Consider the following 13,118-nt stretch of genomic DNA (forward strand, 5'->3'; position numbering starts at 1 on the left):
GCCGGAGATGGCGGCCGTAGAGTCCTTCATGAATCGTTTCATTCTGGAAGGACAACGACGTCATGACGGACTTCGCGACCATCGCACCCCGCCTCGAGGAGCAGGCCATCGAGTTGCCCTCGTGGGCCTTCGGCAACTCCGGCACGCGGTTCAGGGTGTTCACCACGCCCGGCACCCCGCGCGACCCCTTTGAGAAGGTCGCCGACGCCGCCCAGGTGCACAAGTTCACCGGCCTCGCACCGACCGTCGCCCTGCACATCCCGTGGGACAAGGTCGACGACTACGGCCAGCTCGCGCAGCACGCCAAAGACCACGGCGTCGCGCTCGGCACCATCAACTCGAACACCTTCCAGGATGCCGACTACAAGCTCGGCTCCCTCGCCCACCGTGACGACCGCATTCGCCGCAAGGCCATCGACCACCACCTCGAGTGCATCGACATCATGGGCGCCACCGGCTCGCGCGACCTGAAGATCTGGCTCGCCGACGGCACCAATTACGCGGGACAGGACGACATGCGCGGCCGCCAGGACCGCATGCACGAGTCGCTCCAGGAGATCTACGCGCGGATCGGCGAGCACCAGCGCCTGGTGCTCGAGTACAAGATCTTTGAGCCGGCGTTCTATCACATGGACGTGCCGGACTGGGGAACCAGTTACGCGCAGGTGGCTGCCCTGGGCGAGCGCGCCACGGTGTGCCTCGACACCGGCCACCACGCCCCCAGCACCAACATCGAGTTCATCGTCATGCAGCTGCTGCGCCTAGGCAAGCTCGGCTCGTTCGACTTCAACTCGCGCAACTACGCCGACGACGACCTCATCGTGGGCGCCGCCGATCCCTTCCAGTTGTTCCGGATCATCGTCGAGGTGATCCGCGGCGGCGGCTACGGCAACGATGGCGACACGGCCTTCATGCTCGACCAGTGCCACAACATCGAGGACAAGATCCCCGGCCAGATCCGCTCGGTGCTGAACGTCCAGGAGATGACGGCCCGCGCCCTGCTGGTCGACCGCGACGCGCTCACCGCCGCCCAGGTCGAGGGCGACGTCCTGAAGGCCAACGGCATCCTCATGGACGCCTTCTACACCGACGTGCGCCCCGACCTCGCGGCCTGGCGCGAGTCCCGCGGCCTCCCCGCCGACCCCATGCAGGCCTTCGCAGACTCCGGCTACCTCGCCCGCACCGCCGAAGAGCGCGTGGGAGGCACCCAGGCCGGCTGGGGCGCTTGACCCATGCCCCGGATCTGCTTCACGCTTCAGGTGGACCCGGCGCGGCTCGACGAGTATGTGGAGGCGCACCGGGCCGTCTGGCCGGAGATGCTGGAGGCCATCCGCGACGCCGGCAGGCGCGACTACTCGCTGTTCCTGTCCCCCACCGGCTTGCTGGTGGGCGTCTACGAGACCGATGACGACGCTGCCTCCGCGGCCGCCCTCGCCGCGGACCCGCGCACCGCACGGTGGGAGGAGACGATGGCACCGTTCTTCGTCTCGCTCGACGGCGACCGCCCCGACCAGGGCGCACCGCAGCTCCCCGAGGTCTTCCACCTCGAGACGCAGCTGAGCCGGGCGGGCCTCGCATGACCGAGGTGGCCGACGTCCTCATCGACGGGACGGTTCCCGCCCGTCTCTATCGCCCGGCCGATGCCACGGCTGGCTCTCGCGGCATCGTCTGGTGCCACGGTGGAGGCTTTGTCCACGGCGACCTCGACATGCCGGAGGCCGATGCGGTGGCCAGGCGATTCGCCGGCGCGGGCCACGTGGTCCTCTCGGTCGATTACCGCCTCGTCACCGACGGCGGCGAGCACCGCTTCCCCGCCGCACACGACGACGTCCGCGCGGCGCTGACCTGGATAGCCGCAAGCGCCGAGGAACTCGGCGTCGACCCCGGCACCCTCGTCCTCGGCGGCGCGAGCGCGGGCGGCAACATCGCCGCGGGCGTCGCCCTGCGCCTCGCCCGCGAGGGCGCTGCCACCGCCCCCACCGACCTCTACCTCGCCTACCCCGTCACCCACGCGAGCCTTCCCGCTGCCAGCCCTGAAGCGGCATCGGCCGTGAGTAAGGCGCCCGAGGGGCGGCGCTTCCGCCCCGCCAAGGTGGCGGCGATGAACCTGCACTACGTGGGCGACTCCCGCCTGCTCGCCGAGCCCTACGCGTTCCCCGGCGGGCACGACCTCACCGGCATGCCGCGCACGCTCATCGTCGACGGCGACGCCGACGACCTGCGCGCCATGGGCGAGGCCTTCGCCGCCGAACTCGACGCGGCAGGCGTCGACGTCACCTACGCGGTCGAGCCAGGCACGACCCATGGCCACCTCAACAAGCCCGAGCTCCCTCACGCGGAGCGCACCCTCACCACCGTCCTCACCTGGCTCGCCGCGCGCGGCCGCTGACACCTCCCGAAGAGAAGGAACATCATGACGAACCCCGCCGTCACCGACCTCATCGAGCGCTCGAACCGCCTGGGCTCCAACCCCAAGAACACCAACTACGCCGGCGGCAACACCTCCGCCAAGGGAGCCGAGACCGACCCCGTCACGGGCGACACCACGGAACTGCTGTGGGTCAAGGGCTCGGGCGGCGACCTGGGCACCCTGAAGGAGTCCGGCCTCGCCGTGCTGCGCCTTGACCGCATGCGCGCCCTCGTCGACGTCTACCCGGGCATCGACCGCGAGGATGAGATGGTCGCGGCGTTCGACTACTGCCTGCACGGCAAGGGCGGCGCCGCGCCGTCCATCGACACCGCGATGCACGGCCTGGTGGACGCGAACCACGTGGACCACCTCCACCCCGACTCCGGCATCGCCATCGCGACCGCCGCCGACGGCGAGGAGCTCACGCGCACGATCTTCGGCGACGCCGTGGTGTGGGTGCCGTGGCGCCGCCCCGGCTTCCAGCTGGGCCTCGACATCGCGGCGATCAAGGAGGCGAACCCGCAGGCGATCGGCTGCATCCTCGGCGGCCACGGCATCACCGCGTGGGGCGACACCTCGGCCGAGTGCGAGAAGCGCTCGCAGCACATCATCGACACCGCCGCCGCCTACCTCGAGCAGCACGGCAAGCCCCAGCCCTTCGGCCCCGCGCTGGACGGCTACGGCGCCCTGCCCGCCGACGAGCGCCGCGCGAAGGCCGCCGCGCTCGCCCCGACGATCCGCGGGATCGCGTCGACGGACCGCCCCATGGTGGGCCACTTCACCGACGCCGACGTGGTGCTCGACTTCCTTAGCTGCGCCGAGCACCCGCGCCTGGCCTCGCTTGGCACGAGCTGCCCCGACCACTTCCTGCGCACCAAGGTCAAGCCCATGGTGCTCGACCTTCCCGCCGACGCCTCCGTCGAGGAAGCCAAGGCCAGGCTGAAGGAGCTCCACGGCGCATATAGGGCGGACTACCAGGCCTACTACGAGGCTCACGCCACCTCCGAGTCGCCCGCGATTCGCGGCGCTGACCCCCTCATCGTGCTGGTGCCCGGCGTCGGCATGTTCTCCTTCGGCGCCAACAAGCAAACCGCGCGCGTGGCCGGCGAGTTCTACATCAACGCGATCAACGTCATGCGCGGCGCGGAGTCGCTGTCCACCTACACGCCCATCTCCGACGCGGAGAAGTTCCGCATCGAGTACTGGGCGCTCGAGGAGGCCAAGCTCCAGCGCATGCCCAAGCCCAAGAGCCACGCCACCCGCGTCGCCTTCGTGACGGGCGCCGCCTCGGGCATCGGCAAGGCCATCGCTGCCCGCCTCGCGGCCGAGGGTGCGTGCGTCGTCATCGCCGACCTGGACCTCGCCAAGGCCCAGGAGGCCGCCGCGGAGCTCGGCTCCACCGATGTCGCCGTGGGCGTGCAGATCGACGTGAGCAAGGCCGATGCCGTGGCCGCGGCGATCGACGAGGCGGTCCTCGCGTTCGGCGGCGTGGACCTCATTGTCAACAACGCCGGGCTGTCGCTGTCCAAGCCGCTGCTCGAGACCACCGAGCGGGACTGGGACCTGCAGCACGACGTCATGGCGAAGGGATCGTTCCTGGTCTCCCAGGCCGCCGCGCGCGTGATGATCGATCAGGAGATGGGCGGCGACGTCCTCTACATCGCCTCCAAGAACTCGGTGTTCGCGGGCCCCAACAACATCGCGTACTCCGCCACCAAGGCGGACCAGGCCCACCAGGTGCGCCTCCTCGCGGTGGAGCTGGGGCAGTTCGGCATCAAGGTCAACGGCATCAACCCCGACGGCGTGGTGCGCGGCTCCGGCATCTTCGCCGGCGGCTGGGGCGCCAACCGCGCCAAGACCTATGGGATCGACGAAGAGAACCTGGGCGAGTTCTACGCGCAGCGCACGATTCTGAAGCGCGAGGTGCTCCCCGAGCACGTCGCCAACGCCGCGGCCGTCCTCACGGGCCCCGACATGACCCACACGACCGGCCTTCACGTGCCGGTGGACGCGGGCGTGGCGGCGGCATTCCTGCGATGACCACCTCCGCCTCGGGGCCGCTCGCCGTCGCCGCCGTCGACCTTGGCGCGACGAGCGGCCGCGTCATGGTGGGCCACGTGGGCCCCGGGGAGCTGCGCCTGCGTCAGCTGGCGCGGTTCCCCAACGGCCCCGTGGCCCTGCCGGACGGGCTCCACTGGGACACCCAGGCGCTCTTCCGCGCCGCCCTGGCGGGACTGCGGGACGCGCAGGCGTGGGAGCCACGAATCGCCTCGGTGGGCATCGATTCGTGGGCGGTGGACTACGCGCTGCTGCGCGGCGACCGGATGCTGAGCGAGCCGTTCCACTACCGCGACGCCCGCTGCGACGCGGGGGTCGAGGCGGTGCATGCGCGCGTGGGCTTCCCCGGCCTGTACGCCCGCAACGGCCTGCAGTTCCTGCCGTTCAACACCGCGTACCAACTCGCCGCGGAGGACCCCGCGGTACTGGACGTCGCGGACCGGATGCTGCTGGTTCCCGACCTCCTCGCCTTCCTCATGACGGGCGCAAAGGTCGCGGAACGCACCAACGCCTCGACCACGGGGCTGCTCGACGTCGCCACGCGCGAGTGGGACCTGTCCCTCGTCGAGGCGCTCGGCCTCCCCGCCCGCCTGCTGCCAGGTCTCGTCTCCCCCGGCGACCGCATCGGCCACCTGCTTCCCTCCGTCGCCGAGGCGACGGGCCTGGCGGCCACCACCCCGGTGACGGCAGTGGGAAGCCACGACACCGCATCGGCCGTCCTCGCGACGCCGATGCGCGAAACCGGCGGCGCCTACATCTCCTGCGGCACCTGGGGCCTCGTGGGAGTCGAGACGGAGGCGCCGGTGCTGACCGACGCCGCGCGCGAGGCGAACTTCACCAACGAGGGAGGCGTCGACGGCCGCACCCGGTTCCTTCACAACGTCATGGGCCTGTGGCTGCTGAGCGAGACGATTCGCACGTGGGAGCGCTCCGGCGAGACGATCGACCTCGAGCGGCTGCTCGCCGAGGCCGATGCCGTGGGCGGCGACGTCGCTGTCTTCGACGCGAACGACGACGCTTTTATGGCGCCCGGGGACATGCCCGCCCGGATTTCGTCCTGGCTCGCGGCGCACGGCCTTCCCGTTCCCGCCTCGCGCGCCGAGATGGCGCGGTGCATCATCGAGTCCCTCGCCGTGGCGTTCGCCGATGCTGTCGCCGAGGCCTCGCGCCTGTCCGGCCAGGCTGTCGACACGATCCACCTGACTGGCGGCGGGTCGCTGAACACACTGCTGTGTCAGCGCACTGCCGACCGCGCCGGTCTCCCCGTCGTCGCGGGACCCGTCGAGGCCACCGCGCTGGGCAACGTCCTGGTGCAGGCGCGCGCGCTCGGCGCGACGGGTGAGAGCATCGAGTCGCTGCGGGACCTGGTGGCCCGCACCCAGAACGTCCGTACGTACGAGCCTCGAGGAGGCACCCGATGAAGATGGAGCGACGCGTCCCGCGTCCCGCCGACCTTGCCCCGCTCATGCGTTTCAAGGGCTTCGAGCCCGACGGCCGCAAGCGCAGGCTCGCGAAGGCTCACCGCATCGAGGACCTGCGCGCCATCGCGAAGCGCCGCACACCCAAGGGAGCCTTCGACTACACGGACGGCGCCGCGGAGTTCGAGCTGTCGCTCGGGCGCGCGCGCCAGGCGTTCCGGGACATCGAGTTCCACCCGGCGATCCTGCGCGACGTGTCCGCCGTGGACACGTCCGTGGACATCCTGGGCGGGCCGTCGGCGCTGCCCTTCGGCATCGCCCCCACCGGGTTTACGCGCATGATGCACGCCGAGGGTGAGCGGGCGGGAGCGTCCGCGGCCGGCGCGGCCGGGATCCCCTTCTCGCTGTCGACCGTGGGCACCACCTCCCCCGAGGGGGTGCGCGACGCCAACCCCGACGGCCGCAACTGGTTCCAGCTGTACATGCAGAAGGACCGCGACAAGTCGATGGGGCTCGTCTCCCGCGCGGCCGATGCGGGCTTCGACACCCTGCTCGTCACCGTCGACGTGCCGGTCGCCGGCGCGCGGCTGCGGGACTCGTACAACGGCTTCACCATCCCGCCGCAGCTCACCCCCAAGACCGTGCTCAACGCGATCCCCCGCCCCGAGTGGTGGTGGAACTTCCTCACTACCGAGCCGCTCGCGTTTGCGTCGCTGTCGGAGTGGAACGGGACCATCGGCGAGCTGCTGGACGCGCTGTTCGACCCCACCGTCGACTTCGACGACCTCGCATGGATCCGCGACCAGTGGCCCGGCAAGGTGGTGGTCAAGGGCATCCAGACCGTCGACGACGCGAGGCGCGTGTGGGACCTCGGCGTGGACGGCATTGTGCTGTCCAACCACGGCGGCCGCCAGCTGGACCGGGCCCCCGTGCCGTTCCACCTGCTGCCGACGGTGCGTGCCGCCCTGGGCAAAGACGCCACCATCATCCTGGACACCGGCATCATGTCCGGGGCCGATGTCGTGGCGGCGTTGGCGATGGGCGCCGACTTCACACTGGTGGGCCGCGCCTACCTGTACGGCTTGATGGCGGGAGGGCGCGAGGGCGTCGACCGCACCATCGAGATCCTGCGCACCGAGATTGTGCGCACCATGAAGCTCCTGGGAGTGGCATCCGTGGCCGAGCTCGACCCCGGCCACGTCACTCAGTTGCGCTCGCTCGCCCCGTGGGCCCCAGCCTCTCCTCCTCGGTCCACGAAGGCGTCGGCGAAGCGCGCCGCGTCCTAGGGGGAGGAAGAAGGGCGGGGCCAGCGACGGCTGGCCCCGTCCTTGTCGCGTTGACGGGCTCGGCGCCGCGCTTCCCAAGGAGGCTGGTGCTGGGATCACGGCCGATCCCGGCACCAACCTCCTTCCAGGGTTTGCGGCCGATGCTGAGGTCTAGCGGTCGACGCGGGCGCCGCCGCCGGCGGCGAGCTTGTGGACCTCGGCCTTGGTGGCCATGGTCGTGTCGCCCGGCGTCGTCATGGCCAGGGCGCCGTGGGCGGCGCCGAGGTCGACGCTGCGCTGGAGCGTTTCGCCCTCGAGCAGGCCGTGGATGAGGCCGGACGCGAAGGAGTCGCCGCCTCCCACACGGTCGAGGATCTCGAGGCCATCCCTCTGCGTGGCACGCACGACCCCGGTGTCCTTGGACCAGGCCAGGGCTCCCCAGTCGTTCACTGTCGCGCTCTTCACGCCACGCATCGTGGTGGCGATGACCTGGAAGTTCGGGAACGCCTCAGCAGCGGCGCCGATCATCGATTCGAAGCCGGCAACGTCGAGCTCGGCGAGGTCCTCGTCGACGCCGGGGACCTCGAACCCAAGGCTCGCGGTGAAGTCCTCCTCGTTGCCGATCATGACGTCCACGTGCGGGGCGATGGCCCGGTTGACCTCCTGGGCACGCTCCTTACCGCCGATGGCCTTCCACAGCGACGGGCGATAGTTCAGGTCGTAGGAGACGACGGTGCCGTGACGGTGGGCGGCCTCGACCGCAGCGACGACGGTCTCGGCGGCCGTGTCCGACAGGGCCGCGTAGATGCCGCCGGTGTGAAGCCACCGCACGCCCAGCTCACCGAAGAGGCGATCGAAGTCGACGTCCTCCGCCGTGAGTTGACTGGCGGCCGTGTGGCCACGATCCGAGACGCCGACCGCTCCCCTGACTCCGAAGCCTCGCTCGGTGAAGTTCAGGCCATTCCTGACCTGGCGGCCGATGCCGTCGTACGACTTCCACACGAGGTGGGATACGTCGACTCCGCCGGCAAGGATCAGGTTCTCCACCAGATGCCCCACCTCGTTATCCGCCAACGCCGTGACGATCCCGGTGCGGTAGCCGAACGCTCGAGCCAGGCCGCGAGAGACGTTGTATTCGCCCCCGCCCTCCCAGGCGGTAAAGGACCTGGCGGTGCGGATGCGCCCCTCACCGGGATCCAGGCGCAGCATCACCTCGCCAAGAGACACCGCATCGAAACGGCACTCGGATGCGGGCTTCACACTCAGCACGGTCATACGAGGGCCTCCCTGCCCGCCAGCGCCACGGCCTGGGCCGTCAGACGCTCCACTCCATCAAAGTCACCCGAGGCGATCAGATCGCGCGGCACCATCCACGAACCCCCGACCGCATGCACGGCAGGGATCGACAGATACTCGTGAAGATTCGTTGGCCCAATCCCACCCGTGGGCACGAACGAGACCCCACCAAACGGCGCCGCCAAAGCCTTCACCGCCGCGGCACCACCCGAGGTGCTCGCGGGGAAGAACTTCACCGTCGTCACCCCCAGCTCGAGAGCCGCCATGACCTCCGACGCGGTCACGGCACCGGGCAGCGCCAGCACGCCACGCTCGCCGCACCGCTCCACCACCGAACGGCTCAGCCCGGGCGAGACCACGTAGGACGCGCCGGCATCGGCAGCCTCATCCACCTGAGCCGCGGTGAGCACCGTCCCGGCACCCACCAGCATGTCTCCCCGGGAGGCCATCACCCGGATCGACTCCGCCGCCGCAGCGGTGCGGAACGTCACCTCCGCCACCGGCAGCCCGCCGGCCACCAACGCATCGGCCAGACCCGAGGCATCGGCCGCGGAATCCAGCACCACCACCGGCACCAACCGATGCTCGCCCAGGCGAGCCAGGACGTCGCTCACAGCTCCTCCCCCAGGTCGAGGGCGGAGATGTCGACGGGCTGACCCGTGGCGAGCGAGCCGTTGCCCGCGATGCCGACGGACACCGCGCGCAGGCCGTCGCGGTAGCCGGCGGCGCGCTTGAGCGGGTCCTCGCCCACCAGCAGGTCGCGGCGGAACACCTCCATCAGCAGGATCGCGTCGCCGCCTCCGTGTCCACCGATGCCCGCGGGGATGTCCACCTCGACGGGGGCCTCCCAGTGGCGCTGCACGACGAGCCTCTCGCCGTGCGGGCGCAGGGCGTCGGCGGCGACCCCCTCGGGGGTGGCGGACGGGTCGAGCGTGACACGACCCTCGGCGTCGGCAATGACGGCGCCGCGCTCGACGACCTCAAGCTCGGCCCGGCCCTCGGTCCCGTTGACGGTGACGCGGTAGCCCTCCCACGGGGCGTGGGCGTTGAGCGAATAGGTCATCACGGCACCCGAGCGGTAGTCGACCACCAGCGCGAGGTTGTCCTCGATGTCGATGCCGTCGTCGAACACGTCGCGGTCGCGGATGTAGCCGTCGTGGTGCTCCGACTTGAGGTACAGCTCCTCGAGGCGCGGGTCGTCGCGCAAATCAAGAGCGAACGGGTCGCCCTCGGCGCCCGTGCCACGCGACGGTCGCTCGCCCATGCCGCGGGCGCGGGCGTTCTCGCCGCCATAGAACTTGAGCCCGCCGCGCGCGTAGACGCGCTCGGGGACGTCACCCAGCCACCAGTTCACGAGGTCGAAGTGGTGCGAGGACTTGTGGATCAGCAGGCCGCCCGAGTTCTCCTTGTGACGGTGCCAGCGGCGGAAGTAGTCGGCGCCATGGACGGTGTCGAGAGCCCATTCGAAGTGCACGGACGTGACGCGGCCGATGCGGCCCGAAGCGATCACCTCGCGCAGCGTGGAGTTGCGCGGCGCGTAACGGTAGTTGAACGTCATCACGAGGTCGCGGCCGGTCTCCGCGACGGCGCGGGTGATGGTGCGGCAACCCTCGGCCGTGGTGGTGAGCGGCTTCTCTACGACAACGTTGGCGCCGGCGCGCATGGCGCGGTCCACCATCTCGGCGTGCGTCGCGTCGATGGTGGTGACGATGACGGTGTCCACGGCCTGCTCGGCGATCATCGCCTCGAGGCCGTCGGAGTCGTAGCGGGGCAGCCCTGCGGGCCCGTCGCCGGTGCGCGCACCGGCGACCCCGTCGTAGTACTCGATGCGCCCCGGGTTGCGGTCCAGCCAGGCGACGATCTCGGCGACGTCGGCGTGGTCACCCGTGATGGCGTCCACGTACATGCCGGCGCGGTGGCCAGTGCCGATGACGGCGTAGCGGGTGCGGGTCCGGTCGGCGGCGGGCTCGTCAAAGACGGGCATCACCAGGGGGCTGGGGCCGTCGGCGCTCTCGTAGCGCGGCGGGGCGGTGGGGTTCTGGTCGGCAACCTGAGTCACGGGTCACGAATCCAATCGGGGTCAGCGGGAGAGGGCCGGGTAGACGGCGCGGGGAATCTCGTAGGCGAGGTCGACGGCCGTCTCGGCCGCCTCCTCGAGGGACAGCCGATGCTCGGCGACCAGCCGCGCGAGGTGGCCGGCGTCGATGCGCCGCGCCACGTCGTGGCGTGCCGGGATGGAGAGGAATGCCCGGGTGTCGTCGACGAACCCGGCAGTGTTGTAGAAGCCGGCCGTGTCGGTGACCGTGTCGCGGAAACGCCGCATCGCATCGGGCGTATCGAGGAACCACCACGGCGCGCCCAGGCGGACCGCGGGGTAGACGCCGGCGAGCGGCGCCAGCTCGCGGCCGAACACGTCCTCGTCGACGGTGAACAGCACGAGGGTGAGGCGCGGGTCGTGGCCGTAGAGATTCAGCAAGGGCCGCAGCGCCTTGGCGTGGTCGATGGGGATGGGGATGTCGTAGCCGACGTCCGGGCCGCGCTCGGCGAACACGCGCGCGTCGTAGTCACGCAGCACCCCCGGGTGGAGCTGCATCACGAGCCCGTCCTCGCAGGACATGCGCGCCATCTCGGTGAGCATGTGGCCGGCGAAGATCCTGGCCGATGCGGCATCCACCTTCCCCGCGAGCGCGGACTGGAGGATGCGATCGGCCTGGGTGGGGCTGAGCGGGGTGGTCTCGGCGTAGAGGTGGCCGTGGTCGGTGGCACGAGCTCCCGCCGCAACGAACGCTGCACGGCGGGACTCGATGGCCTCGATGTAGGACGCGTAGTTGACGACGTCGATGCCCGCGCGCTCCCCCATGGCGCGCACCTGTGCGAGCCAGTCGGGGCGGTCGAGGTTGACCACGGCATCGGGCCGGAAGGTGGGCACCACGCGATCGCCGTAGCCGTCGGCCGCGAGCCTTGCGTGCGACGCGAGCGGGTCGTCGGCGGCGTCCGTGGTGGCGAGGATCTCGATGTTCAGGCTGTCGAGCAGAGCGAGGGGGCGGAAGCCGGGCTCGGCGAGGCGCTCGGCGATGGCGTCGAAGGTCTCGTCTGCGTTGTCGGCGCTGAGCCGTGAGGTGACGCCGAGCACCTCCTCCAGCACGTGTTCCATCCAGATGCGGGTCGGGGTGCCGCGGAACAGCTTCCAGCGGGAGGCGAAGGCACGCCAGATCTCGCGGGCATCGGCCTCGACCGGCTCGCCGTCCCGGCGCGGGACGCCGAGCGAGTCGTGGGAGACGCCCTGGGAAATGAGCATGCGCACCAGGTAGTGGTCCGGGATGACGAGCAGCGAGGCGGGATCACCGAAGGGCGCGTTGTCGGCCAGCAGGGCCGCGTCGACGTGCCCGTGCATCGACACGAGCGGAAGCGACCGCGTCGCGGCGAAGAGCTCGCGGGCGATCGCGCGCTCCTCGGGCTGGGCGGGCAGCAGCCGGTCCTCGTGAAGGGTGCTGAGCGGCGTGGTGGTGGCGGTCACCTGGACCTCCTCGTCCTGGTTGCGGCGGCGCGTCGCGTGAAAACTTTGAATGCGCTTTCACGGCACGAATCCCACTGTCTCACGCACAAACCAAAACGGCAAGCGCTTACCAAAATGAAAGGCGATGTGTCATGATGGAGCGGTTCTCGCCACCGACGGAAGGGAGTGCGCCATGGCCACGCTGCAGGACGTCGCCGTCGCCGCCGGCGTCTCCCCCGCCACTGCCTCGCGCGCCCTGAGCGCCCCCGATTCAGTCTCAATGGAGCGCCGCCACCGGGTACTCGAGGCGGCCGACCGACTGGGCTACCGTCCCAATCGCTCGGCGCAGGCGCTCGCCTCTGGCCGCAGCCGCCACCTGGGCCTCATCCTTCCCGACCTGGCCAACCCGTTCTTCGCCACCGTCGCCAAGGGAGTGCAGGCGCAGGCGCGCGGCACGCGGCGAGCGGTGCTCGTCGCCGACACCGACGAGGACGTGCGCGCCGAGCGGGAGGTCATCGAGGACCTGCAGCCAGGCGTCGACGGAATGCTGCTGTGCTCGCCGCGCATCGGCGAAGACGAGATCCGTGAGATCGCCGCGAGTGGCCCCGTCGTCATCGTCAACCGCGAGGTCGAGGGCCTCGCCTCCGTGAGCTTCGACGTTGCCAGCGGCGTGCGCGCGGCGCTCGAGCACCTGCGGGCCCTGGGCCACACCAGGATCGCGTACGTGGGCGGGCCCGCGACCTCCTGGTCCGACGCCCGCCGCCGCGCGGCGCTGGGCGAGGTCGCCGGGCTCGACATCGTGGACATCGGCGGCCAGCGCCCGGTTCACCAGGGCGGCGTCGCGGCCGCCGACCTCGTCATCGCCGCGCGGGCCACCGCCGTCCTCGCCTACAACGACCTTGTCGCGCTGGGCGTCATGAGCCGCCTGCGGGCGCGGGGCCTGAGCGTCCCCGAGGACGTCTCGGTGGTGGGCTTCGACGACATCCCCGCCGCGTCCTACGTCTCCCCCGCCCTCACCACCGTCGCGCTTCCGCTCACGCGCGCCGGGCACGAGGCCACCACCCTGCTCGACGGGCTCGACGACGCCGTCGACCCTCCCACCCTTCGCCTGCCCGTCGAGCTCGTGGTCCGCGACTCGACAGGGCCGGCCCGCCCCTAAACCAGGAAGGATGACA

At 70.8% G+C, this 13,118-nt stretch carries 11 protein-coding genes; 7 read left to right on the forward strand and 4 right to left on the reverse strand.

The genetic code is table 11. The annotated features are described in order from the left end of the window. Positions 1-62: 62 nt before the first annotated feature. From rhaI to B7K26_RS02415, 6 genes are read left to right on the forward strand one after another with little or no spacing between them, the layout of a single operon-like run. Entirely contained in the window at positions 63-1,229 is a 1,167-nt protein-coding gene (gene rhaI / locus B7K26_RS02390; protein WP_084077074.1) for an L-rhamnose isomerase, read from the forward strand. A gap of 3 nt (positions 1,230-1,232) precedes the next feature. Then, complete coding sequence (locus B7K26_RS02395) at positions 1,233-1,580, forward strand: L-rhamnose mutarotase (protein WP_084077075.1); 348 nt, start codon at positions 1,233-1,235, stop codon at positions 1,578-1,580. After that, on the forward strand, positions 1,577-2,389 hold the full coding sequence (locus B7K26_RS02400) for an alpha/beta hydrolase (RefSeq protein WP_084077076.1): 813 nt from the start codon (positions 1,577-1,579) through the stop codon (positions 2,387-2,389). Before B7K26_RS02395 ends, B7K26_RS02400 begins: the two co-directional genes overlap by 4 nt. A gap of 24 nt (positions 2,390-2,413) precedes the next feature. Then, entirely contained in the window at positions 2,414-4,450 is a 2,037-nt protein-coding gene (locus B7K26_RS02405; RefSeq protein ID WP_084077077.1) for a bifunctional rhamnulose-1-phosphate aldolase/short-chain dehydrogenase, read from the forward strand. After that, positions 4,447-5,889: a rhamnulokinase family protein gene (locus tag B7K26_RS02410; RefSeq protein WP_084077078.1), complete on the forward strand. Its 1,443-nt coding sequence runs from the start codon at positions 4,447-4,449 to the stop codon at positions 5,887-5,889. Before B7K26_RS02405 ends, B7K26_RS02410 begins: the two co-directional genes overlap by 4 nt. Positions 5,890-5,891: 2 nt before the next feature. Continuing rightward, positions 5,892-7,172, forward strand: coding sequence for an alpha-hydroxy acid oxidase (locus B7K26_RS02415; RefSeq protein ID WP_084077536.1), 1,281 nt, complete (start codon positions 5,892-5,894; stop codon positions 7,170-7,172). A 150-nt stretch (positions 7,173-7,322) separates the two neighbouring features. On the opposite strand, the gene B7K26_RS02420 is transcribed toward B7K26_RS02415, so the two are convergent. The 4 genes from B7K26_RS02420 to uxaC all read right to left on the reverse strand — a co-directional run bounded on the left by B7K26_RS02420 (position 7,323) and on the right by uxaC (position 11,964). After that, complete coding sequence (locus tag B7K26_RS02420) at positions 7,323-8,426, reverse strand: sugar kinase (RefSeq protein WP_084077079.1); 1,104 nt, start codon at positions 8,424-8,426, stop codon at positions 7,323-7,325. Next, positions 8,423-9,061 carry a bifunctional 4-hydroxy-2-oxoglutarate aldolase/2-dehydro-3-deoxy-phosphogluconate aldolase gene (gene eda, locus B7K26_RS02425; protein WP_084077080.1) on the reverse strand — a complete coding sequence of 213 codons (639 nt, stop codon included), beginning with the start codon at positions 9,059-9,061 and terminating at the stop codon, positions 8,423-8,425. The genes B7K26_RS02420 and eda overlap by 4 nt, the downstream gene beginning before the upstream one ends. Beyond that, on the reverse strand, positions 9,058-10,431 hold the full coding sequence (locus tag B7K26_RS02430) for a Gfo/Idh/MocA family protein (RefSeq protein WP_084077537.1): 1,374 nt from the start codon (positions 10,429-10,431) through the stop codon (positions 9,058-9,060). Before B7K26_RS02430 ends, eda begins: the two co-directional genes overlap by 4 nt. A 96-nt stretch (positions 10,432-10,527) precedes the next feature. Then, positions 10,528-11,964, reverse strand: a complete 1,437-nt coding sequence (gene uxaC / locus B7K26_RS02435) for a glucuronate isomerase (RefSeq protein WP_084077081.1) — start codon at positions 11,962-11,964, stop codon at positions 10,528-10,530. Between the two features lie 172 nt (positions 11,965-12,136). Here uxaC and B7K26_RS02440 point away from each other — a divergent pair, with 172 nt between their 5' ends. Then, on the forward strand, positions 12,137-13,102 hold the full coding sequence (locus tag B7K26_RS02440; RefSeq protein ID WP_084077082.1) for a LacI family DNA-binding transcriptional regulator: 966 nt from the start codon (positions 12,137-12,139) through the stop codon (positions 13,100-13,102). Positions 13,103-13,118 lie beyond the last annotated feature (16 nt).

Origin of the sequence: Demequina sp. NBRC 110057 (assembly GCF_002090175.1) — a bacterium.
In the GTDB taxonomy this organism is placed as follows: domain Bacteria; phylum Actinomycetota; class Actinomycetes; order Actinomycetales; family Demequinaceae; genus Demequina.